At 45.7% G+C, this 25,128-nt stretch carries 19 protein-coding genes and 1 pseudogene; 14 read left to right on the top strand and 6 right to left on the bottom strand.

The annotated features are described in order from the left end of the window. Positions 1 to 13 precede the first annotated feature (13 nt). The gene (locus tag MU515_RS07640; protein WP_260259831.1) at positions 14 to 2,857 is read left to right on the top strand and encodes a BRCT domain-containing protein; all 2,844 of its coding nucleotides are present in this window, start codon (positions 14 to 16) and stop codon (positions 2,855 to 2,857) included. A 12-nt stretch (positions 2,858 to 2,869) separates the two neighbouring features. Here the strand turns inward: MU515_RS07640 and MU515_RS07635 are convergent. Beyond that, positions 2,870 to 3,004, bottom strand: a pseudogene (locus MU515_RS07635) (IS982 family transposase); the annotation flags it as partial. Between the two features lie 260 nt (positions 3,005 to 3,264). On the opposite strand from MU515_RS07635, the gene pnp reads away from it, so the two are divergent. The 4 genes from pnp (at position 3,265) to MU515_RS07615 (ending at position 8,406) form a co-directional block, all read left to right on the top strand. Next, entirely contained in the window at positions 3,265 to 5,388 is a 2,124-nt protein-coding gene (pnp, locus tag MU515_RS07630) for a polyribonucleotide nucleotidyltransferase (RefSeq protein ID WP_260259830.1), read from the top strand. Positions 5,389 to 5,561: 173 nt separating this feature from the next. Next, complete coding sequence (gene nlpI, locus MU515_RS07625; RefSeq protein ID WP_260259829.1) at positions 5,562 to 6,476, top strand: lipoprotein NlpI; 915 nt, start codon at positions 5,562 to 5,564, stop codon at positions 6,474 to 6,476. Positions 6,477 to 6,583: 107 nt separating this feature from the next. Further along, positions 6,584 to 6,994, top strand: a complete 411-nt coding sequence (locus MU515_RS07620; protein ID WP_260259828.1) for a MarR family winged helix-turn-helix transcriptional regulator — start codon at positions 6,584 to 6,586, stop codon at positions 6,992 to 6,994. Positions 6,995 to 7,068: 74 nt separating this feature from the next. After that, positions 7,069 to 8,406 carry an MATE family efflux transporter gene (locus MU515_RS07615; protein ID WP_260259827.1) on the top strand — a complete coding sequence of 446 codons (1,338 nt, stop codon included), beginning with the start codon at positions 7,069 to 7,071 and terminating at the stop codon, positions 8,404 to 8,406. A gap of 75 nt (positions 8,407 to 8,481) precedes the next feature. On the opposite strand, the gene MU515_RS07610 is transcribed toward MU515_RS07615, so the two are convergent. The 3 genes from MU515_RS07610 to MU515_RS07600 form a co-directional block, all read right to left on the bottom strand. Further along, on the bottom strand, positions 8,482 to 9,360 hold the full coding sequence (locus MU515_RS07610) for a U32 family peptidase (protein ID WP_260259826.1): 879 nt from the start codon (positions 9,358 to 9,360) through the stop codon (positions 8,482 to 8,484). Between the two features lie 16 nt (positions 9,361 to 9,376). Next, on the bottom strand, positions 9,377 to 10,390 hold the full coding sequence (gene ubiU, locus MU515_RS07605) for a ubiquinone anaerobic biosynthesis protein UbiU (RefSeq protein WP_260259825.1): 1,014 nt from the start codon (positions 10,388 to 10,390) through the stop codon (positions 9,377 to 9,379). A gap of 145 nt (positions 10,391 to 10,535) precedes the next feature. Further along, positions 10,536 to 12,575: a bifunctional diguanylate cyclase/phosphodiesterase gene (locus MU515_RS07600; RefSeq protein WP_260259824.1), complete on the bottom strand. Its 2,040-nt coding sequence runs from the start codon at positions 12,573 to 12,575 to the stop codon at positions 10,536 to 10,538. 199 nt (positions 12,576 to 12,774) lie between these two features. Here MU515_RS07600 and ubiT point away from each other — a divergent pair, with 199 nt between their 5' ends. From ubiT to prfC, 5 genes are all read left to right on the top strand, one after another. Continuing rightward, a complete protein-coding gene (gene ubiT, locus MU515_RS07595; protein WP_260259823.1) occupies positions 12,775 to 13,302 on the top strand; it encodes a ubiquinone anaerobic biosynthesis accessory factor UbiT in 528 nt (175 codons plus the stop codon). Then, positions 13,286 to 13,789 (top strand): GNAT family N-acetyltransferase, encoded by a 504-nt coding sequence (locus MU515_RS07590; protein WP_260259822.1) that lies wholly within the window; start codon positions 13,286 to 13,288, stop codon positions 13,787 to 13,789. Before ubiT ends, MU515_RS07590 begins: the two co-directional genes overlap by 17 nt. Positions 13,790 to 13,909: 120 nt before the next feature. Next, a complete protein-coding gene (locus tag MU515_RS07585; protein WP_260259821.1) occupies positions 13,910 to 14,308 on the top strand; it encodes a DNA polymerase III subunit psi in 399 nt (132 codons plus the stop codon). Between the two features lie 22 nt (positions 14,309 to 14,330). After that, the gene (gene rimI, locus MU515_RS07580; RefSeq protein ID WP_260259820.1) at positions 14,331 to 14,777 is read left to right on the top strand and encodes a ribosomal protein S18-alanine N-acetyltransferase; all 447 of its coding nucleotides are present in this window, start codon (positions 14,331 to 14,333) and stop codon (positions 14,775 to 14,777) included. 98 nt (positions 14,778 to 14,875) lie between these two features. Further along, positions 14,876 to 16,456, top strand: coding sequence for a peptide chain release factor 3 (prfC, locus tag MU515_RS07575; RefSeq protein ID WP_260259819.1), 1,581 nt, complete (start codon positions 14,876 to 14,878; stop codon positions 16,454 to 16,456). Between the two features lie 452 nt (positions 16,457 to 16,908). On the opposite strand, the gene srmB is transcribed toward prfC, so the two are convergent. Continuing rightward, positions 16,909 to 18,147 carry an ATP-dependent RNA helicase SrmB gene (gene srmB, locus MU515_RS07570; RefSeq protein ID WP_260259818.1) on the bottom strand — a complete coding sequence of 413 codons (1,239 nt, stop codon included), beginning with the start codon at positions 18,145 to 18,147 and terminating at the stop codon, positions 16,909 to 16,911. A gap of 112 nt (positions 18,148 to 18,259) precedes the next feature. Continuing rightward, positions 18,260 to 18,982 (bottom strand): tRNA1(Val) (adenine(37)-N6)-methyltransferase, encoded by a 723-nt coding sequence (locus MU515_RS07565; protein WP_260259817.1) that lies wholly within the window; start codon positions 18,980 to 18,982, stop codon positions 18,260 to 18,262. A gap of 308 nt (positions 18,983 to 19,290) precedes the next feature. Between MU515_RS07565 and brnQ the strand changes: the two genes are divergently transcribed. From brnQ to vpsR, 4 genes are all read left to right on the top strand, one after another. Next, positions 19,291 to 20,604 (top strand): branched-chain amino acid transport system II carrier protein, encoded by a 1,314-nt coding sequence (gene brnQ, locus MU515_RS07560; RefSeq protein ID WP_260259816.1) that lies wholly within the window; start codon positions 19,291 to 19,293, stop codon positions 20,602 to 20,604. Positions 20,605 to 20,764: 160 nt separating this feature from the next. Continuing rightward, positions 20,765 to 21,863, top strand: a protein-coding gene (gene prfB / locus MU515_RS07555) for a peptide chain release factor 2 (RefSeq protein ID WP_260259815.1) whose coding sequence is annotated in 2 segments (ribosomal slippage) — positions 20,765 to 20,839 and positions 20,841 to 21,863 — 1,098 coding nt in all. Because the reading frame shifts where the segments join, the coding sequence is not laid out codon by codon here. Positions 21,864 to 21,897: 34 nt separating this feature from the next. Then, on the top strand, positions 21,898 to 23,415 hold the full coding sequence (gene lysS / locus MU515_RS07550) for a lysine--tRNA ligase (protein WP_260259814.1): 1,518 nt from the start codon (positions 21,898 to 21,900) through the stop codon (positions 23,413 to 23,415). A 329-nt stretch (positions 23,416 to 23,744) separates the two neighbouring features. Beyond that, positions 23,745 to 25,079, top strand: coding sequence for a cyclic-di-GMP-binding transcriptional regulator VpsR (gene vpsR / locus MU515_RS07545; RefSeq protein WP_260259813.1), 1,335 nt, complete (start codon positions 23,745 to 23,747; stop codon positions 25,077 to 25,079). Positions 25,080 to 25,128 lie beyond the last annotated feature (49 nt).

Raw genomic sequence — 25,128 nt, 5'->3', positions numbered from 1 at the left:
GATACAATTTTCGATGACAAAAAAAGCTTCTTTGTATGATTATGATCTGGAACAGTTGGAACAGATCCACCCAGACATCACCAATCTGCGTTACCGCGTGAGTGAAGTTGCCCCTGACTGGAACAAGATCGGTCGAGCTTTCCCTAATGTTGAAGAGCTCTATTTCGGTAGCTATCAGGAGCCTCTTCGCCCCATTGATGCCGAGATGTTCAGTGCGTTTCCTAATCTCAAAATTCTCAACTGCGAAACCAATCCGCTGGAGCTTTCCGATGTTAAGCCTGAGATGGTTAAAAACCTTAAGGCGATTCGGGGAGCGGTGGTTACCCAAGCCCATCAATTGGGTTATCTCAAACACTGTCAGGCTCTCACCGAGCTCTATCTTGAGGTGGAGAAGGGATCTTTGGTTCTGGAGCTGCCTGAAGGAAGCCGCCTCCAATCGTTACATCTGCGGGGCGATGAAGTGGATCGACTGGCCTTAAACCTCTCTGGGGCCAAGGAACTGACGGAGCTTCACCTCTATTGTCGTCACTATAATGGTGAGTCTTATACGATGCAGGTAGAGCAATTGCTGCTGCCCGACTCAATTAAGAAGATCTCGATCTCTCCCCATTGCCAGATGCAGATAGAGCGAATTATCGATGCTGGAAACGCTGAACTTGATGAGATGCGACTGGAGGCCGATAAGTTAATTGTGGCTCCCGGAGGCTTGATTCGGGCTAAGTCTGTGAAGGAGCTGCATCTGAATGTGGGGCTAAATGGCACCGAGGTTGCTAGCGATCTGTTTTGCCAACTGGGCAGCGCTGAGCGTTTGATTTTCCTGCCTCACAACGCCAGTTATAACCTGACGGAACTGGTGGCGCCGCTGCAATCCTTAACTTCAATCTACCTGTTTTCAGAGGGCAAAGGAGTGGTTGGTGAGCTTAATTTGCCGCACTTGAATCACCTGTTTGCCACCGGTGTGCCATTTACGCAACTGGACGGCCTGAAAAACTCACCACAGCTGACTCAATTGGAGCTGCGTGACTCGGGAGAGTTGGGCGAGGCCAAGGTGCTTAGCGCCCTAACTAAATTGGATTACTTGCAGCTGGAAGGTTTTACCGACGCAGAGCTGCCGTTAACGCTGCGTCAGCATCCCGGCATTACACGGCTTCGAGTGAGCAATGGACCTACCGAGCAGCTTGGGGATCTGAGTGCCATGACCGGCGTCACCGAGATTCGAATCGAGCAGTTTAGTCATCATGGTCCATGCACCACATTGCCGGCATTGGATCAACTGCTGACCGCACCGTCGCTAAAACGTTTGGCTCTCGACCTGACTGCACAAAACGGCGATCGCACCGACTTCTTAATGCGCATGCCTCCAGAGATTGAGGTGGAGTTTGGCATCTACGATCAAGTGGCCCGCAGTGAAGCCCTCAACAAGCAGCGGAAGATTCTGCTCAATGCCCCGCTAACTCTTGAGCAGCGTCAAACCTACTGGCAACAGCTGTATCATGCGCCAAAACCAAGAGAGCTGCCTCAGATGGAGGGCCGCTTCCATTTGACCTTTCTTGAGGCGAAGTACTCTCCATTTAAGAAACACGCCCACGCCTGGCTGAGGGCTAACGCCGAGCAGGCGTTAACTTGCCGCACACTTGGTAGTGATACCGTGCTGTTTGTGTGTGGTAAGAGTGGGTTTAAGGTCACAGAGCTCAAGGCCAAGGCTGAGGAGCTGGGCTTTAGCATCAGCAAGAAGTTGAACGACAGTGTGACCCACGTGTTGGTTGGCGCCAATCCGAAGCAGACCGAGCAACTGGATCTGCAGCAGCATCTGCTGATCGACGATACTGCCCTAAGCCAGTGGTTTGAGCAGGCGGCGCCGCAGTTTTTGCAGCAGGAGCAAGCCATAGACAGCGGTATGGTTGATACCGTGATGACGATGCTGAATTCCCCAGATGAAGCCTCCCATCAAGTGGCGGTGGAGATGTTAGCTCAAGGGGGCGTCACTGAAGTGATGTGGATGCCGCTGTTCCTGATTCTGAAAACCACCAGCGATAAAGCACTGCGTAAATCGATACAGCAATTGCTGGCTGGTAAGGGGGACGACCTGTTCCAGTTGGCGGTAAAAGATCGCATCTTGTTCGAGTCGGATCTGCGAGGTCTGAACTGGGAGGGCCACCCAACCGGTGAAGGGCCGATGTTTAAGAAGCTCAAGGGCTTGACTAAACGTTGGGGACGTCCTCTGTGTATCGATTTCTCCAAAGCCTACTTTGACCGCTATGGCGAGGGTCTGTTGTGGTTGCTGACTCAGAAAGAGGAGTGTGAGCGCCGCCAAGCCATTACCCGCTCGTTCGTGGAAGGTGAGTGCCTCAACTGGAACAGAGCTTGTGGCTTTGAGTTGATGCTGGAAGGTGCCGATGAGGAGTATTTGATCAACTGCCATCGCTCCCCTGACATTTACATGCAGAACAGCTATGAGCTAGGTAATCCGAAGACTAGGTTACCGGAAGCGCTGCCTGAACAGACGCGGATCACTGAGCTTGATTTGCACAACTCCTACTTGAATGCGCTGCCTGCTAATTTTGAACGCTACTTGCAGGTGAAGAAGCTCAACTTGAACTTCAATCATTTGGAAAAGTTGCCGCCGAAATTGGCTGAGCTAACTGAGTTGGAGGAGCTGGATCTCTCCTTTAACCATTTTACTGAGTTTCCCAAGGTGCTGTTCAAGCTAAAAAAACTGAAGAAGCTCGACTTGCGTCGTGCGGCAGAGCCTCTGTACCGCTGGGGCTATGACGCAGAGCAGGGCTATGAGTCGATAAGGGCTCCGCAAAAATTCCGCGATGCGTTCCCTGACTGTGAAATTCTAGAGGACGCCTAAGGGCAGAGTGGTGTGCTTTAAATTGATACTAAGATAAAAATTCTTAAAGTCACGTTGATGCGACATATGAAAAGCAATAATGATGGTCATTGTTTCGCTTTCAGATATTCGCCCTTTGCGGTCCCTCTTGCGTTGACCAGCTTCAACAAATTCTACGGGATTTAACCCTCGAACTAGTCTATAATCGTGCCGCTATTTTCGTAACCTTGCGATAGGTTTCGGAATAGCGGCATTTTTGTCCACTAACTACAGTCACGTAAGTCGACCAAATGGTCGCGGCTATTAAAAGTTGGTTAGCTTTTTATTGGTCTTTCTTTTGACAAGGCGCAATGGGAGGTGAGGTAGCCTGCTTTCACTAGTCGCGATTGGTAGTGGTGGATTCACTCAAAATCCAACAAGGAATTTTCATGTTCGAAAAACCAGTTGTTAAAACGTTCCAGTACGGTAACCACACGGTTACTCTAGAAACTGGCGTTATTGCACGTCAAGCTACGGCTGCTGTTATGGTAACTATGGACGATACATCTGTATTCGTTTCTGTAGTTGGCAAAAAAGAAGCAGTAGAAGGTCAAGACTTCTTCCCGCTAACAGTAAACTACCAAGAGCGTACTTACGCTGCTGGTAAGATTCCTGGTGGCTTCTTCAAGCGTGAAGGTCGTCCATCTGAAGGTGAGACACTAACGGCTCGTCTAATCGACCGCCCAATCCGTCCACTTTTCCCAGACGCATTCAAAAACGAAGTACAAGTTATCGCGACAGTAATGTCTGTTAACCCTGACGTTCAACCAGACATGGTTACAATGATCGGTACTTCTGCAGCACTAGCTATCTCTGGTATCCCGTTCAACGGTCCTATCGGTGCAGCACGTGTTGGTCACATCGACGGTCAATTAGTACTTAACCCAAGCAACACTGAGCTAGAGACTTCTAAGCTTGACCTTGTTGTTTCAGGTACTGAAGGCGCTGTTCTTATGGTTGAATCAGAAGCTGACAACCTAACTGAAGAAGAGATGCTATCAGCAGTTGTATTTGGTCACGACCAACAGCAAGTTGTTATCAACGCAATCAACGAATTCGCTGCTGAAGTTGCTACTCCAGCATGGGATTGGGTTGCTCCTGCTGAAAACACAACGCTTGTTACTAAGATCGCTGAGCTAGCGGAAGCTAAGTTAGTTGATGCTTACAAAATCACTGAAAAGATGGCTCGTTACGACCGCATCCACGAGATTGCAGCTGAAGTTAACGAAGCACTTCTAGCAGAAGATGAAGAGCTAAACCTAAAAGAAGTTCACACTATCTTCCACGATCTAGAGAAGACAGTTGTACGTCGCAGCATCATCGCGGGCAACCCACGTATCGATGGCCGTGAAAAAGATATGGTTCGTGCGCTAGACGTTCGTACTGGTGTTCTTCCACGTACTCACGGTTCTTCACTATTCACTCGTGGTGAAACTCAGGCAATCGTTACTGCTACTCTTGGCACACAACGTGACGCTCAAATCATCGACGAACTAACAGGTGAGCGTAAAGATCACTTCCTACTACACTACAACTTCCCTCCATACTGTGTTGGCGAAACTGGTTTTGTAGGTTCTCCTAAGCGTCGTGAAATCGGCCACGGTAAGCTAGCTAAGCGTGGTATCGCTGCAGTAATGCCTTCTGTTGATGAATTCCCATACACAGTACGTGTTGTATCGGAAATCACTGAATCTAACGGTTCTTCTTCAATGGCTTCTGTATGTGGTACATCTCTAGCACTTATGGATGCTGGTGTTCCAATTAAGTCTTCTGTTGCGGGTATCGCAATGGGTCTTGTTAAAGAAGGCGACGACTTCGTTGTTCTTTCTGACATCCTTGGTGACGAAGACCACTTAGGTGACATGGACTTTAAAGTAGCAGGTACTAACACTGGTATCACTGCACTTCAAATGGACATTAAGATCGAAGGTATCACTAAAGAGATCATGCAAATTGCTCTTAACCAAGCGCAAGGTGCACGTAAGCACATCCTATCTGTAATGGATGAAGCTATCTCTGGTGCTCGTGAAGATATCTCTCAATTCGCTCCTCGCATTCACACAATGAAGATCAGCGCAGAGAAGATCAAAGACGTTATCGGTAAAGGTGGTGCAGTTATCCGTGCTCTAACTGAAGAGACTGGTACAACTATCGAAATCGAAGACGACGGCACAATCAAGATTGCTGCAACTGAAGGTGCAGCAGCGAAAGAAGCTATCCGTCGTATCGAAGAGATCACTGCAGAAGTTGAAGTGGGCCGTATCTACACAGGTAAAGTTGCTCGTCTAGCTGACTTCGGTGCATTCGTTACTATCCTGCCTGGTAAAGATGGTCTAGTACACATCTCTCAAATCGCTGATAAGCGTGTAGAGAAAGTATCTGACTACCTAGCAGAAGGCCAAGAAGTTCAAGTTAAAGTTCTTGAAATCGACCGCCAAGGCCGTGTTCGTCTAAGCATGAAAGAAGCGGTAGAGAAAACTGAAGCTGCAGACGAAAAACCTGCTGCTGAATAATTCTCAGATTAGTGTGTAACGCTAAAAGCATGATATAAAGGGAGCCTCGCGCTCCCTTTTTTAATGCGCAATAAATCGGTTAATTTATCGGCTTAATGTGGTAGCCAGACAAAGAGACAACGGATACTCAGTTTGGGTATACACTGTAAAGTGGATAATAGGAGTAGATATACGTGAAATGGTTTCAAACCGTAACGCTGGGCTTGAGTATTCTGGTCGCGACAGGTTGTGCATCAACCAAGGATAACCCACAACAGTGGTTATACCCACCAATGGCCGTGCCGTTGCAAGCCAGTGTGCAGCAGGAAGTGCAAATTGCTCGCTTAAGCCAACTATTGCAACGCCCCAACCTCCCCGATGAAGTAAGAGCGAAGATGCTGTTTGAGCGTGGTAATTACTACGACAGTGTCGGTTTAAGGGATCTTGCACGTTTAGACTACAACCATTCTCTCAAGCTTAATCCTGCGCAGCCAGATGTGTTCAACTTATTAGGTGTCTACCTGACTCAAGTCGGTGAGTTTGATGCCGCATATGAAGCGTTTGATTCAACGCTTGATCTTGACCCTGGTAACTCTTATTCCGTGCGTAACCGTGCGATTGCACTGTATTACGGTGACCGTATCGACCTAGCATTAGAAGATATGGAAAAGCATTTTGCAGAAGATCCAACCGATCCGTTCCGTGCTCTTTGGCTTTACTTGATTAAGTTAGAGAAAGATCCAGTCGCCGCGCGTGAGCAATTGATGGCGTTATATCAGCAGCGCGATGATCAATGGGGTTGGGTATTGGTAGCGATTTCGCTTAACCAAATTTCAGAAGAGCAGACCTTCAAAGCTATCTTAGCGGGTACTCGTGATAATACGGTATTGGCTCAGCGCTTAACTGAAACTTACTTTTATCTAGGTAAGCGCTATCAAAAAGAGGGCGATTTCGCCCGTGCTATCTCCATGTATAAATTGGCGATTTCTTTTAACGTGTTTGAATATGTAGAGCATCGTTACTCTTTCCTTGAGCTAACACGAATCTTCAATCAGGTTAAACAAGAGCAGTTAGCTAAAGCCAAGCTTGAGCAACAACAGCAGCAGTAATTTATTGCCGTAATAGAAAGAGAACAAACCGCCTCAGGGCGGTTTTTTATTGCGTGTGGATAAAAAATCGCTAAAATAGTTAGCCTTGCTAACTAAATTGAAGCGCAATGCAATTAGAACAAAGTTTAATTAGCCTAGAACGTTTTTGTTCCAAGGCATGGCGAGTACATGCCAAAGAAGATCCTATGTGTCAGCTCAGCTTTAACGAGTTTGATTACCTAAAGGTGATTCAACAACACCCGCAAGGGGTAAGAATTACCGATCTGGCACAAGAACTTGAAGTCACCAAGCCATCAGCCTCCAACATGGTGGTTCGATTGGAAAAGAAAGGTCTAGTAAGGCGTGTCGCGTGCAGTGAAGATGCGCGTGCAAAACGGGTTATTTTGACCGAAAAAGTGATTAAGGATCTGTCACTTGAACAAGTGGTGTACAAACAGATCGCGAATGATCTCAACGCCAACCTCTCAGAGCAAGAAGCTCAATCTCTGGTTCAACTGCTCAACAAAGCATTGAAGTAAAAATTTGCCGTTTTAGTTAGCCTTGCTAACTATTTTATTCAATCGTTTAGATTGATTATCGCTTGGTAAGAAGAATGCAAAAGTCGATATACAAACAATTTTGGAGCTATGCGATCCCTACTGTTGCCGCCATGTTGGTCAACGGTTTATATCAGGTGGTCGATGGTATTTTTATTGGCCGTTATGTGGGTGCCGATGGCTTAGCGGGCATCAACGTCGCATGGCCTGTCATTGGCTCTATTCTCGGTATTGGTATGCTGGTGGGCGTAGGTACTGGTGCGCTTGCTTCTATCAAACAGGGTGAGAAAAACCTAACGGCCGCGAAAACCATCTTGGCGACCGGTTTGTTGCTACTGCTTGCTTTAACGCCATTGGTGTCGGGCGCGCTGTTCTTATTCGCCGATGATTTCCTAGTTTGGCAAGGGGCGACAGGGCGAGTGTTTGAGCTAGGTGCTCAGTATCTGCATATTCTGATTATTGCGAGTGTGTTTACGCTTGGCTCAATTGCGATGCCGTTTCTATTACGTAACGACGACAGCCCAAACTTAGCCACGCTGCTAATGGTAGTGGGGGCGTTGATTAACATCGTGCTGGATTACCTGTTCATCGCTCATTTGCAATGGGAGCTCGAGGGGGCTGCGATAGCGACCGCGATTGCACAAATGGTGGTAACCGGTCTTGGGTTAGCTTACTTCTTTTCTAGCCGAGCTAAGTTACGTTTACGAGTCTCAGATTTACGTGTTAATTGGTCAGTGGTGCCACAGATTTTCGTTATTGGTGTATCGAGCTTCTTCATGTATGCCTATGGCTCAATGATGGTGGCACTACATAACTCATTATTTGCCCAATATGGCAGTTCAGTTTTAATTGGTGCGTATGCGATTCTTGGCTACATCGTGACTGTTTACTACCTCACAGCAGAAGGTATCGCTAACGGTATGCAGCCACTTGTGAGCTATAACCACGGTGCTAAGAACAATGACAATATCTTGAAGCTGCTAAAAGTGGCGATGGGTGTTGCCGTGCTGGGTGGTATCGCGTTTGTGGCGCTCCTTAACTTATTCCCGCGCGAGTTTGTCTCAGTATTTAACAATCAAGATGAAGCGTTAATAGAGAACGCGATTCTTGGCTTAAGATTGCACATGTTTGCGCTGTTCTTAGATGGCTTCTTAGTCGTGGCTGCGGCTTACTATCAAGCGGTCAATCGCGGCGGTAAAGCGATGTTCGTCACCATTGGTAACATGGCGGTACAATTGCCATTCTTGTGGTTGATGCCAAAATTGTTTGGTGTGAACGGTATCTGGATTGCGTTCCCGTTATCCAACATCGCATTAAGCTTGGTGGTGATCGTGATGCTGATGAAAGATATTCGTCGCCATCAAATGCCGCAGATGGCCACGCAACAAGCGTAAGTTTGGTTTCAAAAAAACAAAAGGGCTCAGTTGAGCCCTTTTGTGTATCTAACGTTTGCTTGAGTGTCTATCAGCTTAAATGCTTTTAACCTCTAAGCCCGCTAGGCGGTGCCAGTAGCCATTACATTGGCGATCAAGCGCGCTTACTGGGTTATTACCTTGTTCATTAGCGCGGAACTTCTCAATTTCAGAGAAGGTCTCTAGGCCTAATGGGCTAAGGCGAACTACATCCACTAAGCCTTGCATGCTTGGTAGATCGTTGACCAAGTTGTAGCAGTAGCCTGACTGAGTTTGAATGCCATTAAGGTTAAATACTTCTTGGCCTTCTTGGCTGCGAACTTGAATACCGGTTGGGTATTTAATACAGCAGGTTTCGCAGTCGTCTTTGGCTTTATCTTCTGCGCGAGCGGTAAAACAGCGAGCAGAGTAGGCTAGCGGTAGGTAGCCATGGCTAAATACTTCTACTTCAAATTGATTGCGAATACCAATCTCATCACACTGAGTCAGCACATTGCTCAACCATTCACGAGATAACTCAACCGGCATACACCAGCGAGTCATCCCTTGTTTTAAAAACAGGTTCAGCGTGTGGGCGTTGTAGGTATTCACCGCAGGGCCAACCACAAACGGTACTTTATGTTCGTGGGCAAGCTGAATCGCGGATACATCGTTTGCTTCAATCGCGAAGTCACCGTTGTCGATGTACTTCTTCATTACGTTCACTTCGCTTGGCGCTTCAAGTAGTGCCATGGTTGAAAGCACCACTTGCTTACCGTTGTCAGCCAGTTGCTTAGCGATATCAAACCAATGTGCGGCCTTCATTTCTCGGCGCTTAGAGCAAACCGTCTCACCGAGGTAGATAATTTCGGCAGAGCTGTCTTGCGCCTGTTGGTAAAAGCCTTCTACATCTTGCTTTGGCCAAAAGTAAAGCAGTGGGCCTAATGCATATTTCATCGTGTTACTCTCTGCTTTATTGCCATTTACGGTGGTAAGCACCCAAAGTGGTTTGTGTGCCTTCTGATACGTTTGCTAGCGTTGCATCCCATGCTGCTTCCACTTGGTAAGCTTCTGGGTTCGCTAAGTAGCGGTCAATCGCAGCGCGCCATGTACGAGTGACTTGTTCTACGTAAGCTGGGCTGCGTTGACGGCCTTCAATTTTCACCGAGGCAACATTGGCAGCAAACAGCTCAGGCAATAGCGAGAGAGTGTTCAAGCTCGTTGGCTCTTCTAACGCGTGGTATGGCTTTTCGCCCCCTTCTAGGTCAGAGATAAAACGACCTTTACACAGGGTTGGATAGCCCGCGTTTTCACCTTGGTTGTAACGGTCAATCAAAATATCGTTAAGGCGAGATTCAAGACCTTTATCGGTTTCTTGCCAGCGAACGTATTTGGCTGGAGAACAAGCGCCAACGGTGTTTGGTGATTCACCTGTCATGTATGACGATAGGTAACAACGACCTTCAGCCATGATACATAAGCTACCAAAAGCAAAGACTTCCAGCTCAACATCACTGGTCATATTACGCGATAGCTGTTTGACCTGATGAATTGAAAGTACGCGCGGCAATACAACGCGTTTAACGTTGAAATTGTTTTTGTAGAAGTCGATAGCTGCAACGTTCGTCGCTGAAGCTTGCACTGATAAGTGCAGTTCTAAATCTGGGTATTTACGCGCTGCGTATTCTAAAACCGCGATGTCTGCCACTATAAGGGCATCAACACCCACATCAGCAGCGCGATCGACAGCGTTAGTCCAACGCTCAAAGCCATCAGGGTGAGCGAATGTATTCAACGCAACGTGAATTTTTTTATTGTGGTCATGAACGTACTGGACTGCTTTATCGAGTTTTTTACCAGTGAAGTTCAAGCCAGCGAAGTGGCGAGCATTGGTATCATCTTTAAAGCCGATGTACACCGCGTCTGCTCCGCAATCTATCGCTGTTTTTAAGGCAGGTAGGTTACCTGCTGGGCATAGAAGTTCCATTGCTCTACTAAACCAATTGCTTTCATAGTTGCTTCGCATTTTATGAAGAATTATGAACGGCAAATTTGATGTAAGGCAGGTTTGAGTGAGTTAACCAGCAATTAACCCCAATGGAGTAGATTTTTGAGGGGGTGTTATAGGTGTGTTAGTTCTTATGGCGGCGATTTTGTACAAATAGCTCTTCGACTTCCTGTTTTGGCTGCGGGCGGTAGAAGTGGAAGCCTTGAATGGAGTTACAGTTAAGGTTGGAAAGCAGAGTCGCTTGTTGCTGAGTTTCAACACCTTCTGCAACGACCGTAAGGTTAAGTGACTTACCAAGGTTGATGATGTTTTCAATCACCGTCACTTGTTTTGGTAGGGTGTCGATCTCATTGATGAACGCACGGTCTATTTTGAGCTCATCCAGCGGGAAGCGAGCCAGATAAGAAAGCGACGAGTAACCCGTACCGAAATCGTCAATTGATAGTGAGAAGCCTAGCTTTTTAATCGCGTTGAGCATTTGCAGTGTGTGGTCACTGTCACTCATTACCGCACTTTCGGTTAATTCAAAGGTAATGCAGCTAGGGTCAAGCTCGGTGGTGCGAAGCAGCTTCTCCATGTAGTCGATAAGTTTAGGGTTACCAAACTGTTCTGGAGAAAGGTTAATCGCCACACGTCCCGGTAAAATACCTTGGATTTTCCAACGTTTCACCGTGTTGAATACTTCACGCATCACTACTCGGCCTAAATGTTCAATTAGGCCGGCACGTTCAGCAACAGGGATGAAAGCGCCCGGGCTAATATAGCCTTCAACCGGGTGTTTCCAACGAATCAGTGCTTCTGCGCCATTGATACTGAAATCACGCGCGTTGACTTTGGGTTGGTACCAAACCTCTAGGCCATTTTGTTGCAGCGCTTTTTGCAGCTCGATTTCAAGCCACAAACGCATACGCGCTTCTTTGTTCATCTGATCGTTAAATTTAATCAGACGATTGCGGCCACGATCTTTTGCTTCATACATCGCGGTGTCGGCATTTTGCAGCAAGATACGCGCATCATTGCCATCACCAGGATAGGCAACACTACCAATTGAGCAAGCGAGGCGCTTACTGAAGTGGTGCAGGTCGAAAGGTTGGTTAATTAGGGAAATGATTCTATCTGACAGCATTTCAACCATGCGATTGTTTTCTGGCTCAGGTAGGATCAAACCAAACTCATCACCTCCTAAATGCCCTAGTACCGCTTGTTGCGGTAGAAGACGCTTAAGACGAGAAGATACTTCTTTAATGACTTTATCGCCAATGTGATGGCCAAGTGAGTCATTGATATTCTTGAAGTTATCGATATCAAGGTAGAGCATGATCAGCGGTGTTTCGTTCTTGATCAGTTGCTCTAAACGCTTAGTAAAACCAAAACGGTTGTAAACGCCAGTCAGTGAGTCGATGTTGGCATCTTCCACTGGGCCGTTAGAGCTTGGTGCTGCGTTTTGCTCTGCGTCTTGAATTAAGACAATTTGAGAGTCACTACCTAAGATTACGGCGCTGTCTGCTTTGAGTTGCACTTTACGTTCAAAGCCGCAGCGAGGGCCGGTTAAACAAACAAATGGTGAGTTTTGCAGTAATAAACTCAGCTTGTTATTGAATACCGTTTTGGTCTTTTCATCAATGAATAAGCGAGATAAATCTTCACCTAATAAATCGGCAGAAGATTCAAAACCCAGCAGGCGTACAGCGGCAGGGTTGGCCGATAGGATGCAATCATCCTCAACCAATAACAGGCCATCAGGAAGAAGGGCAGTTAACGTGCTGAACTTGCTTTCAGACTCTTCCAGAGAACGGACGAGAATTTGCTTTTCTGACGTATCAATTGCGTGCAGAACGATAGATTGTACTTTGCCGTCGATCTCAATTGGTGAGAGGGTGCAATGGAAACAAGTCTCTAAATCGATTTCATCAAGAGTGATTTCAGCTTCGAGGTGTTCGCCTGAAAATGCGCGCTGATAGTAAGGTTTGAGATGTGAGTAGAATTGTTCACCAAGGATTTGGCTATCATTCATGCCGATCAGTTCATCATTGGATAATCCAGCAATTTCACAATAGCGCTCATTAACCATGACATAGTTATGTTGGCTATCCAAAATGGCGGAAAAAAACGGACCGTGAGCGGTTATTTTTTTAAACCAATGCTGTAGTTGTTGCGATGGCATCAGAGGTGTACCAATTCTCCATATGGCTGACACAAAACATCTTAGCAGTTGTTATGTAGCGAATGGCCTACTATAACTGCGATTGTAGTGACTTTAAAGAGTTGTTGTCATTACGTCATTTTTTGATACATAACAGGTATCTTCCATGATTCATCGATTATGATGAACATCTCTTTTTACAAAGTAACGGATAACCCGCGTGATTAACAAGATTCGCACTCAATTAGTTCAAAATGCAGCATCAATTTTGCGATCTCCAGTCCACTTATTGCCTCAGTCTGTACAAAAAAAAGCCTTGCTAGATAGCCTAAAAATGGTTTTTAAAGAGGCTTTAGAAGACGGTGATTTTGAATTCCTTGAAGACAAGTGGTTGAAAGTTGAAGTAAAAGATATGAAATTGCATTGGTATATCAGTTACGAAGACGACAAGCTAATTGTAGCGGATGGCGAAGTAAAAGAAGACGTTTCATTCAGTGGCAACCTGAATGATTTAGTGCTGATTGCTGGTCGCAAAGAAGACCCAGATACACTGTTCTTCCAGCGCAGATTGTCTATCGAAGGTGATACTGAACTCGGTCTCGAAGTTAAAAACCTAATGGACAGTGTCGATCTTGAACTTCTGCCAAAGCCGTTACAAATGCTACTAAATCAACTAGCCGATTTTGTTCATAAGGGCGTACAATCCCCAGTGATACAAAATGAGGTAGCGAATGCTTATACGAACTGAAGCTCCAGCAGATATTCTGGTTATTGACCGCCTGTTAAAATCTGCATTTGAGACAGAAGCTGAAGCCAATTTGGTGATGCAGCTGCGTGAAAACAGCCATTTAACTTTGTCACTTGTTGCATGTACTGACGAAGGTGAAGTGGTGGGTCACGCGATGTTTAGTCCTGTCACTCTAGAAGGTGAAGACTTAAACTGGCAAGGTCTTGCGCCAGTGGCCGTGAAAGAAGAATACCGTAAGCAAGGTATAGCGGATAAATTGATTCGTGAAGGTTTATCTTCATTGTTTGAATTTGGTTATCCAGCATGCGTAGTGCTTGGCGATCCAAATTACTATGGCCGTTTTGGTTTTGAAGCGGCAGAGAGCAAACAGATGCGCTGTGAGTGGGATGTACCTGCTGGTGTTTTCCAAGTATTGGCAATGGCAGACGGTGAATTTGACCAACGCCAAGGCTTAATTCAATACTGTCCTGAATTCTCAGAGCTATAGTTCTAGATGCTGATAGAGCAATCATCACGTGAAAGGGGCTGATGCCCCTTTTTTGTTGGCTACTCCTTTGTGTTAGGATAGCCCGCATATTTACCGACTCATTAAGACGAAATTCTACTAATGCAAAATGATGAGAACGCTTACTTACAGCAAATGGGGATTGATACCTATCAGCTGGCTCATCCACAGCGTTTAACGGGTTATCAAGCGCTTGAGATAGCGCTACCAAGCGAATGTAAACTGCTATTGGTTTCGCCTAATTTGCCGCAAGGTGATAGTGCCGTGTTGTTTGAGCGCGTGCTAAAAAGCATGAAGCTTTCTTTACAACAAGCGTTGCATTTATACCCAGAGCAATTACCTCAACTGAGCACGACTCAAATTGAGTGGCTATGGTTTGCTGGTTGCGCGTCGAACTCCGATATTCAAGCTAACGTGCTTACTTCGCCTCTAATAACTGAAATTGAAGGCAATACCCAGCATCGTAAAGCCCTTTGGCAGCAAATCTGTTCTTACAACTAGGTCTTTGAACCTGTCGAAAACTATGTCATTACAACTTATCCCTTTAGCTGAATCTCATCTTGATGCGGTTTGGCAAATTGAGCAGGCCGCTCATACCCATCCTTGGACACAATCGATGATTCGCGATGTGAACAGCCGTGGTGCTTGTCATCATGTGCTATTTGATGGTGAAAAGCTGGTGGGGTATTTCTACGCACAGAACATTGTCGGTGAAGTGACGTTACTTAATGTAGCGGTTGACCCAAACCAGCAAGGTAAAGGCTACGGTAAGGCTTTGCTCGATCATTTCCTTAACGTGTGTGAGCAAGCTAAAGCGGAAAGTGCTTGGCTTGAAGTGCGCGAGAGTAACCAGGTCGCTTTTGGTTTGTATGAGTCCACAGGCTTTAATGAAGTAGACCGTCGCCGTAACTATTACCCAACCGCTAGCGGCAAAGAAGACGCCATCATTATGAGTTTTCTGTTCCTATAGAGAAACAGCCTCGACTTCTGTATAATCCGCACTCAAATTTCAAGGGCAGTATTGTGTTTACTGCCCTTTTTACGCTTTAAGATCATCAAAGGGCGGTTATGTCTTTCCTACAAGAAGTTAGCAAGCGCAGAACGTTTGCGATTATCTCTCACCCGGATGCGGGTAAAACCACAATCACTGAAAAAGTTCTGTTATTCGGAAACGCGATCCAGAAAGCGGGTACCGTAAAAGGCCGTGGTTCTAACCAGCACGCGAAGTCGGACTGGATGGAGATGGAAAAAGAGCGTGGTATCTCGGTAACGACCTCTGTAATGCAGTTCCCATACAATGACTGCCTTGTAAACCTTCTTGATACTCCAGGACACGAAGACTTCTCAGAAGATACTTACCGTACACTAACAGCGGTTGACTCATGTTTGATGGTGATCGACGCAGCGAAAGGTGTCGAGGATCGTACACGTAAATTGATGGAAGTTACGCGCCTACGTGACACGCCAATCGTAACGTTTATGAACAAACTTGACCGTGACGTTCGTGATCCAATGGAAGTAATGGATGAAGTTGAAAGCGAACTAGGTATGTCTTGTGCGCCAATCACATGGCCTATCGGTTGTGGTAAAGAGTTTAAAGGTGTTTACCACATTCACCGTGATGAGACGATTCTGTACGAATCAGGCCACGGCCATGAGATTCAAGAAGTTCGCATCATCAAAGGTCTAGACAACCCAGAACTTGATGAAAAAGTGGGTGCAGATCTGGCTGAAAGCGTACGTGAAGAGCTAGAGCTAGTAATGGGCGCTTGCCCTGAGTATGACCAAGATCTATTCCTTGCGGGTGAGCTAACACCAGTTTACTTCGGTACAGCACTAGGTAACTTTGGTGTTGACCATATGCTTGATGGCTTAACAGAGTGGGCACCAGCACCACAAACTCGTAAAGCGGTTGAGCGTGATGTCGAAGCAAACGAAGAAGAGTTTTCTGGTTTCGTATTCAAGATCCAAGCGAACATGGATCCAAAGCACCGCGACCGTATTGCTTTCATGCGTATCGTATCAGGCACATACAGCCAAGGTATGAAGATGAACCACGTTCGTACAGGTAAAAAAGTGAGTATATCTGACGCAGTTACCTTTATGGCGGGCGACCGCGCGCGTGCCGAAAAAGCATACGCAGGTGACATCATTGGTCTTCACAACCACGGTACGATTCAGATTGGTGATACGTTCACTCAAGGTGAAAATCTTAAGTTCTCAGGTATTCCAAACTTTGCGCCAGAACTGTTCCGTCGTATTCGCCTAAAAGATCCTCTAAAGCAGAAACAGCTACTAAAAGGCTTAGTTCAGCTTTCAGAAGAGGGTGCAGTACAGGTATTCCGCCCACTGCAAAACAACGATCTAATCGTTGGTGCGGTAGGTGTGCTTCAGTTTGATGTGGTTGTAGCGCGCTTGAAAGCTGAATACAACGTAGAAGCGATCTACGAAGGTGTAAACGTGGCGACAGCACGTTGGGTAGAGTGTGGTGATGCGAAGAAACTGGACGAGTTCCAACGTAAGAACCAATCAAACCTAGCGCTAGATGGTGGCGATAACTTAACGTACATTGCGCCAACTATGGTTAATCTGAACTTAGCATCGGAGCGATTCCCAGATGTGGAGTTCCGCGCAACTCGCGAACACTAATCTTCTGCGCCTTTGACGCAATAACTGCGTTGATTTCGTAAACTCACCTTAGTCACGTAGCGTACTACGTTCCCAAGGCTGAGTTTACTTATCGCCTTGTTCTTACGCCAAACACTTTGAAGAAATCTTCGTCATATTTGGGGTGATAACTACGTTAACTGCACAAATTCACTGGAATGCCAGCCCAGCCCTATCACATAGGTAAACTATGCTCATGGCGATGAGTTATCTCGTCGCTTTGTTCTGACACCAACTACTTAGAAGATGTACTATTTCCCAAGGCTGAGTTTACTTATCGCTTTGCTCTGACTCCAGCTATTTTGAGTATCCTTCCGTGTTCAAGGTGAGCTTGGTCATCTCTTTGGTTTAGCGCTGAAATGATAGATACAAAAATGCCGCTTCATGATTGAAGCGGCATTTTTATTTTTGGCTGTTGGAGCTTTTAGTTCGCGTTACTTTTTCTTCTTCGCGACTTTCTTTTTGCTTTTAGCAGCAGACTTCTTCTTGTCGTCTTTCTTCTTGTTCTTTTTCTTGAACACAGGTTTTTTGTGTTTTGGACGTAGTTCTTTAATGAAGCGCTCTTTAATGTCTTCTTTCACATAACGTTCTACGCGGTCTAGCATTGGCTGATCGTGCGCTTCTACTAGAGAAACGGCATTACCCTTTTTACCTGCACGAGCGGTACGGCCGATGCGGTGTAGGTATACGTCAGCGCTGCGTGGCATGTCGTAGTTAATTACGTGGCTTACGTCTGGTAAGTCGATACCACGAGCCGCAACGTCAGTCGCCAGTAGAACGTTAACCGTACCATCGCGGAAACGAGAAATTGCGTTGTTACGACGATCTTGCGGCATCTCACCTTGAATCCAAGCACAAGGGATTTGCGCTTTTTCTAGTTCGATACGCAGCTCAGCTAGGCGCTCACGAGTTTTTAGGAACACGATAGAGCGTTCAGCTTGTTCCGTTACAATCACTTTTAACATTGCAAGCTTGTGCTCCATGGTATCAGCACGGTGATACCACTGAGTAATCTTCTTACGCTCGCGACGTGATGGCTCAGCATCGATCTCTGCTGGCTCTTTGAGAAGGTCAGCTGTGAAGCCTTCAACGCCTTTACCTTCGAGTGTTGCAGAGAACAATAGCGTTTGTTTACGCCAACGACACTCTTGAGACAGACGGTCAACGGTAGGGCCAAAGCCCATGTCTAGCATGCGGTCTGCTTCATCTAAGATAAGCCATTCAATTGCGCGGCAATCAAAACGCTCTGCGTTGATGTATTCCATCAAACGGCCCGGTGTTGCAACAACGATATCTTGCGTAGTTGATAGAATGTCAGCGTGCTCTTGGTACTGAACACCACCAGTGATGGTGAAGATGTTTAGCTTAGTGTGTTTTGCTAGTGCACGCGCTTGATCCGCTACCTGCATAGCTAGTTCGCGAGTTGGCGTCAAGATAAGTACGCGAGCAGGCCCTGGCTTACGGCGCGGGAAATCTTGTAGGTATTGTAGAGCAGGCAATACGAATGCTGCTGTTTTACCTGTTCCTGTAGGCGCAGATGCTAAGATATCACGACCGTCTAATGCTTGCGGGATCGCTTGCGCTTGCACTTGAGTTGGGCGTTCATAACCCATTTCTTCAATGGCAATGAGCAGGTTTGGATCTAAATCGAGTTCTGCAAAATTTTTGATCACAGTAGAGTCTCCACAAGCCGATTTGGCGTGATTCCTAAGAATGAAAAGTCAGGACGTAAAAATAAGGCTGCATAGTATAGAGCGTTAAGTGATTAGGATCACATCTTATTTGCTACATCTTCAAATAAAAATCTTTAGTTAGGGCGATAAAGTCCTCAGTGTAACCCAACTTGTTGCGAATGGTTAATTGCTGGTGGATAGAAGCGTGGCTTTCCGCCAAGCTTAATTCGATAAGTAGGCGATTGACTGGTTTTGTTTCTGTCGGTCTGACATCACAGCGTCTATTGAGAGCAAAACCCATCTCTAGCGCTAGGCGAATAAAGGCTTCCCCCTCTGTTATTGGCAAAACAAAGCTCGCATTACCGTCTTCTGAAAGCAGTGACTTACACTTCTTCAATAGATCCGTGTGGCTCAAACTGTCTGTATGCCTTGCTGTCGCTCTTTGTTGGTTATTGGCTTGTTCGCCATTGTTGAAATAGGGCGGGTTGCAAATAATCGCATCAAATTGATCTTTAAATCGATGCGCAATTAAATCGCAGTGGCTCACATTGAGTCGAGTGTGCCAAGGACTATTAGCAAAATTGGCTTTGGCGGTTTCAGCGGCTTCTAAATCAATATCAAGAGCTTCTATTTTCGCATGGCCATTTCTTTGCGCGCACATCAGAGCGAGCAAACCCGTTCCTGTGCCAATATCGAGGATCGAATTCGCCTGTTTAATGTTTGACCAAGCACCCAAAAGTACGCCATCGGTACTGACTGGCATGCCACATTGGCCACCATCAATCTCGAACTGTTTGAATCTAAAGCCTTTTGTTTTACTGATTTGTCTGCTCATTAATTGTTCTGAAAATGATTTGATATCAAGTGATATTTACTGTTGTGGATCTAATGTATAGATATATGTTCTATTTATATAATGTTTTGTTGTTAAAATGTTTGGTATAAAACACTGGTATAAATTTCTAATGTAGTGGTAATCACTGGTTTTTACTCTGATGTATAAATTTATATGGTGTTTTTTGCTTTGGTGTTGCGGATAGTTGTGTATTTAGTCATTATTCTTTTCTAAATTATATAGCTCAGAGAGCATTATTGCTCATCTAGGCAGACACAACATCTATCATTATAAGTAAAGGTTAATCTGTGAATCAGACGTTAAAAATAACAGATATTCTCGCGTTGGGCTTTATGCTTTTCGCGTTCTTTTTGGGTGCAGGCAACATCATTTTCCCACCGCCAGCAGGTCTGCTTGCCGGTGAAAATGTACTTTCTGCGATGACAGGTTTCTTATTAACAGCGGTAGGTCTTCCTCTAATTACCATCGTTGCTATTGCTGTTGCGGGTGGCTCTTGGGAAAAACTGACTCAAGATATTCCTGCTAAAGCGGCAGTATTGATGACAGTTCTTATCTTCATCATTATCGGCCCTGCTTTTGCTGCTCCTCGTACAGGCCTAGTTGCCTACGAAATGGCGGTAATGCCTTTCTTTGCTGATGTTCAGCAGATGCATTTAACCATCTTCTCTATCATCTTCTTTGCTGTCGCGATGTCGTTCTCGTGGTCTCAAGGTAAGCTGATTGATGTTATTGGTAAGGTACTGACACCAGTACTATTTATTGGTTTAGTGATCTTGGCTACAGCGGTATTCATGAACCCTCAAGGTGAAATTGTTGCAGCTCAAGGTGAATACTTATCTCACCCGCTACAGAAAGGCTTCCTTGATGGTTACAACACCATGGATACCTTCGGCGCATTGATGTTCGGTACTTTGATTGTGGAAGCTATCCGCAGCAAAGGTATTACAGAGCAACGTGCAACGGCAAAATACCTAATCTTCGCAGCTCTAATTGCAGCGGCTGGTCTAGCGTTTGTTTACATCTCGTTGTTCTACCTAGGTGCAACAAGTTCGGCAATCGCAGCTGGCGTTGAAAGCGGTGGTGCAATCCTAAGCCTATACGTTCAAGCGCTGTTTGGTCCTTCTGGTCAAATCGTACTATCAGTGATCGTATTGCTAGCATGTTTGACGACTGCGATTGGTCTAATTTCAGCGTGTTCTGATTACTTTAGCTCGTTAACGCCTATTTCTTACAAAAAATGGGTGTTAATCAACGGCGTAGCATGTGCTGTTGTCGCTAACGTTGGTCTATCTCAGCTAATTACGCTATCTATCCCAGTTCTATTCGCTCTTTACCCTGTAGCGATTGCACTGATTGCATTGACGTTCATCCGTCATAAGCTGCCAAACCCTCGTGTGGCTTACCCTGTAGTGATGTTAGTAGCGTTGTTGTTTGCTCTGATTGATGCGGCTAAATTTATTGGTGCTGACGTTTCTGCTCTGGATATGTTGCCATTATTTGATGTAGGTATGGCTTGGTTGCTGCCAACAGTAGCTGCAATGATTTGTGCGTTTTTCATTAGTAAATCAAACGAAGTGAAGCTAGAGCGTAAAACTGCATAAATTCATCATTGAATAAGAATAATAATCCCCCGTCACGCCAAGCGTGGCGGGGGATTTTTTATTTTTGTTTATCAAAAGGCCAATAAAAAATTCCTGTATCTTCATCACAGTTTTCAGTACAATTCCTCGGTTAAATTCTACTCATAGATATTGAGCAAACATGTTTGAAATCAATCCTATTAAAAACCGCCTGCAGGATGTGTCTGAGCGCACAAGTATCCTGAGGGGGTATCTTTGACTATGACGCCAAGAAAGAGCGTCTAGAAGAGGTCAATGCAGAACTAGAACAGCCGGATGTATGGAACGAGCCAGAGCGTGCGCAAGCACTAGGTAAAGAACGTGCATCATTAGAAGCGGTTGTTGAAACGATCGATCAACTTGAACAAGGCGTGGAAGACGTAGATGGTCTTTTAGAGCTAGCTGTTGAAGAAGAAGATCAAGAAACTTTTGATGAAATCGAGCCAGAATTAGTTGAGCTTGAAGTTAAACTTGAGAAGCTAGAGTTCCGTCGTATGTTCTCTGGTGACCACGATTCTTCTGATTGCTACATCGATTTGCAATCAGGTTCCGGTGGTACAGAAGCTCAAGATTGGACGTCAATGCTACTACGCATGTACTTGCGTTGGGCTGAAGCGAAAGGTTTCAAAACAGAAGTTATTGAAGTATCAGAGGGCGAAGTTGCTGGTCTAAAAGGCGCAACTGTGAAGATCTCTGGTGAGTACGCTTACGGTTGGTTACGCACTGAAACGGGTGTTCACCGCCTTGTTCGTAAGTCACCATTTGATTCAAGCGGCCGTCGTCATACTTCATTTGCGTCTGCATTTATCTACCCAGAGATTGATGACAATATTGAAATCGATATCAACCCATCTGATCTACGTATCGACGTATACCGTGCATCAGGTGCGGGTGGTCAGCACGTCAACACCACTGAGTCTGCGGTACGTATTACGCACGTACCAACCAACACGGTAGTGCAATGTCAGAATGACCGTTCTCAGCATAAGAACAAAGACCAAGCGATGAAGCAGCTACGTGCGAAATTGTTTGAGTTAGAGATTCAAAAACAGAATGCTGAAAAACAAGCGAACGAAGATGCGAAATCGGACATCGGCTGGGGCAGCCAAATCCGTTCTTACGTATTGGATGACTCGCGCATTAAAGATTTACGCACCGGCGTCGAAAACCGCAATACTCAAGCGGTTCTTGATGGCGACTTAGACAAATTTATTGAAGCTAGCCTGAAATCAGGCCTGTAAGCTTTTCACCGACCAACGACAGGATACATCGAAAATGACTGATGCTGTTCAAAACGAAAATCTACAAGAAGAAAACAAACTGATTGCTGAGCGCCGCGCTAAATTGGATGAGATCCGAAAGAGCTGCAAAGCAAACGGCCACCCAAACGACTTCCGTCGTGATGCACTAGCGGGCGACCTAGAGAAAGAGTTCGGTGAGAAGACGAAGGAAGAGCTAGAAGAGCTTAACCATGTAGTAGCAATTGCTGGTCGTATTATGGCTAAGCGTGGTCCATTCCTTGTGATTCAAGAGACTTCTGGCCGCATTCAGGCTTACGCAGCGAAAGACGTACAGAAAGAGCTGAAAGAGAAATACCAAGGTCTAGATATCGGTGACATCATTGGTGTTAAAGGTGCACTGCACAAATCTGGTAAAGGCGATCTATACGTAAACATGGAAGAGTACGAGTTGCTAACGAAAGCACTTCGTCCACTACCTGAAAAATTCCACGGTCTAACTGACCAAGAGATGCGTTACCGTCAACGTTACGTAGACCTTATCGTGAACGAAGATTCACGTACTGCATTTAAGATCCGCTCTAAGCTGATCTCTGCGATTCGTCGTTACATGGAATCTAAATCATTCATGGAAGTTGAAACGCCAATGATGCAAGTGATTCCTGGTGGTGCGTCTGCGCGTCCATTCATCACTCACCATAATGCATTGGATCAACAAATGTTCTTACGTATTGCTCCTGAGCTTTACTTAAAACGTCTTGTTGTTGGTGGTTTTGATCGCGTATTCGAAATCAACCGTAACTTCCGTAACGAAGGTCTATCGCCTCGTCACAACCCAGAATTCACAATGATTGAATTCTACATGGCGTACGCTGATTACAAAGATTTGATGGATCTGACAGAAAGCATGCTAAGTTCTGTTGCTCAAGAAGTGCTAGGCGCAACATCAATGCCTTACGGCGATCAAACTGTTGAATTTGGTGGTCAATACGCACGCATGACAATGCTTGAAGCGATCAAACACTACAACCCTGACCACGCTGACATCCAAGCGCTAACAGAAGAAGGCGTTCAAGATCGTGAGCTAATGGTTTCTATCGCTAAATCACTAGATATCTACGTAGAGAAGTTCTGGACATGTGGTCAGCTTCTTGAAGAGATCTTTGGTGAGACAGCTGAACCACAGCTAATTCAACCAACTTTCATCACTGGCTACCCAGCGGATATCTCTCCACTTGCACGTCGTAGCGATGACAACCCATTCTTCACTGACCGCTTTGAGTTCTTCATCGGTGGCCGTGAAGTAGCGAATGGCTTCTCAGAGCTTAACGATGCAGAAGACCAAGATGCTCGCTTTAAAGCGCAAGTTGACGCTAAAGACGCTGGTGATGACGAAGCAATGTTCTACGATGCAGACTACATCACTGCTCTAGAGCACGGCCTACCGCCTACAGCTGGCCAAGGTATTGGTATTGATCGCCTAGCGATGCTATTTACCAACACGCACACTATCCGTGACGTGATCCTATTCCCAGCGATGCGTCCTCAAGCGTAATCCGTACGGAAATAACCTTGAGTTGACTAGCAAAACCACCTTCGGGTGGTTTTTTTATACCCAGAATTCTGTCGTTAATGGTCAACAGTCACAGGTTATTTGAAGCATTTGGCATGACTTGACAGTGAATGTATGTGGCATTAGTAACCTTTGTTACATGTTTTTTCTGAATAGGAATCGCAGAACAATTTGGCGAAAACATAATTTGTGACTATGTCTTAATTTTGAGACAGATTATTATCGTCAGCACCTTATAGTGTATCAACTTTGTTGATGTGCTCATGGCGGCACTAATAATTATAAAATGATTAATATAAGGAAGAAGTTCAATGGGTAGTCAATTCCGAATGGATTCTGTCCCTGGCTCGTTGATTGTGGTTGGTGGTAGTTATGAACCATGGCTATCAGTATTGGAGCAAGTAGGTTGGCGTTGTACTCAATGCGCAGACTTACGTAAAGCAAATACGCTCTTTGCTGAAACCGGCCCTTGTATTGGTGTAGTTGATTTAAGTCACGATGAATTTAGTCTCAACGGCATTGCTAATTTGGTGAGTAACCATAAGCAAGTTCGTTGGATTGCCTTTATTAGAGAGTCACAGTTAAGTTCAGATACGATCTGTCAGTTCATCGTGAACTTCTGTATCGACTTTTTCACCGCACCAATTCCTGATGCTCAACTGCTTAGTACCATTGGTCACCAACTCGGCATGCTTAAACTCGAGAAAAAAGTCTGGCCTCATTATGGTAACAACAACGACATGGGGCTGATTGGTGAATCGGTACCGATGAAGCGTCTGCGTGATCAAATTAAACGTATTGGTCCAACAGACGTGAGTATTTTGATTTATGGAGAGAGTGGCACAGGTAAGGAGACCGTTGCTCGCGCTGTTCATAATACTTCTGCCCGCGCGCAGAAAGAGTTCCTTTCGGTCAACTGCCGTGCGATGTCTGAGCGTCGCATTGAAAGCGACCTATTCGGTATCAACCGAGAAGACAGCTCTGAGCCTTCGATTCTAGAAAAGGCCAACGGCGGGACCATATTGCTCAACGATATCCTGACTCTGCCTAGATCGCAGCAACTCAACTTATTACGTTTCTTGCAAGAAGGAACCGTAGAGACCGAAGAAGGACGTAAAGAAGTTGATGTGCGCATCTTAGCGGCCAATTCAGCCGATATTGAAAAAGCGCTGATTGATGGCGACTTCAATGAGGAGCTTTATCACTACATCAATGTGCTTCGGATCAATGTCCCGAGCTTGAAAGAGCGTGCTGGTGATATTTCAATTTTGGCGCGTCACTTCCTAATGGAGTACTCAAAAGAGTACAACGCACAAGCGCGCAGCTTTACGGAAGAGGCAACACGAGCACTGACCCGTTACCATTGGCCGGGCAATGTCCGTGAGCTAATGAACCAGATCAAACGCGTGGTGTTAATGTCTGATACCGTGATGCTGGATGAGCCACATTTGGATTTACCAAAGCGTAGTGATGGCAAACGTAGTTTGAAGAGTATTCGTGAGCGCAGTGAACGCGATGCTTTGCTATTGGTGCTTGAGTCCCACTCAGGGCAAGTTTCTATGGCGGCGAAAGAGTTGGGCGTATCGCGTGCGACTATGTATCGCTTGCTCAATAAGCATAATCTCATCTCCGACAGTACGGTATAGCGCTGTTATCAAACAAAAAGCCAGCTCAATGAGCTGGCTTTTACTGTTT

This window comes from Vibrio intestinalis (genome assembly GCF_025195085.2).
Lineage (GTDB): Bacteria > Pseudomonadota > Gammaproteobacteria > Enterobacterales > Vibrionaceae > Vibrio > Vibrio intestinalis.
Note: the sequence above shows the minus strand (reverse complement) of the source record. Positions and strands in the feature narration are given on the sequence as shown.

Excerpts from the sequence above, each read along its gene's own strand:
- MU515_RS07585 (WP_260259821.1), top strand. The coding sequence starts at position 13,910 with ATGCAAAATGATGAGAACGCTTACTTACAGCAAATGGGGATTGATACC.
- MU515_RS07620 (WP_260259828.1), top strand. The coding sequence starts at position 6,584 with ATGCAATTAGAACAAAGTTTAATTAGCCTAGAACGTTTTTGTTCCAAG.
- MU515_RS07600 (WP_260259824.1), bottom strand. The coding sequence starts at position 12,575 with ATGCCATCGCAACAACTACAGCATTGGTTTAAAAAAATAACCGCTCAC.
- vpsR (WP_260259813.1), top strand. The coding sequence starts at position 23,745 with ATGGGTAGTCAATTCCGAATGGATTCTGTCCCTGGCTCGTTGATTGTG.
- rimI (WP_260259820.1), top strand. The coding sequence starts at position 14,331 with ATGTCATTACAACTTATCCCTTTAGCTGAATCTCATCTTGATGCGGTT.
- MU515_RS07610 (WP_260259826.1), bottom strand. The coding sequence starts at position 9,360 with ATGAAATATGCATTAGGCCCACTGCTTTACTTTTGGCCAAAGCAAGAT.
- ubiU (WP_260259825.1), bottom strand. The coding sequence starts at position 10,390 with ATGGAACTTCTATGCCCAGCAGGTAACCTACCTGCCTTAAAAACAGCG.
- lysS (WP_260259814.1), top strand. The coding sequence starts at position 21,898 with ATGACTGATGCTGTTCAAAACGAAAATCTACAAGAAGAAAACAAACTG.
- prfC (WP_260259819.1), top strand. The coding sequence starts at position 14,876 with ATGTCTTTCCTACAAGAAGTTAGCAAGCGCAGAACGTTTGCGATTATC.
- MU515_RS07565 (WP_260259817.1), bottom strand. The coding sequence starts at position 18,982 with ATGAGCAGACAAATCAGTAAAACAAAAGGCTTTAGATTCAAACAGTTC.
- MU515_RS07590 (WP_260259822.1), top strand. The coding sequence starts at position 13,286 with ATGCTTATACGAACTGAAGCTCCAGCAGATATTCTGGTTATTGACCGC.
- MU515_RS07640 (WP_260259831.1), top strand. The coding sequence starts at position 14 with ATGACAAAAAAAGCTTCTTTGTATGATTATGATCTGGAACAGTTGGAA.
- MU515_RS07615 (WP_260259827.1), top strand. The coding sequence starts at position 7,069 with ATGCAAAAGTCGATATACAAACAATTTTGGAGCTATGCGATCCCTACT.
- pnp (WP_260259830.1), top strand. The coding sequence starts at position 3,265 with ATGTTCGAAAAACCAGTTGTTAAAACGTTCCAGTACGGTAACCACACG.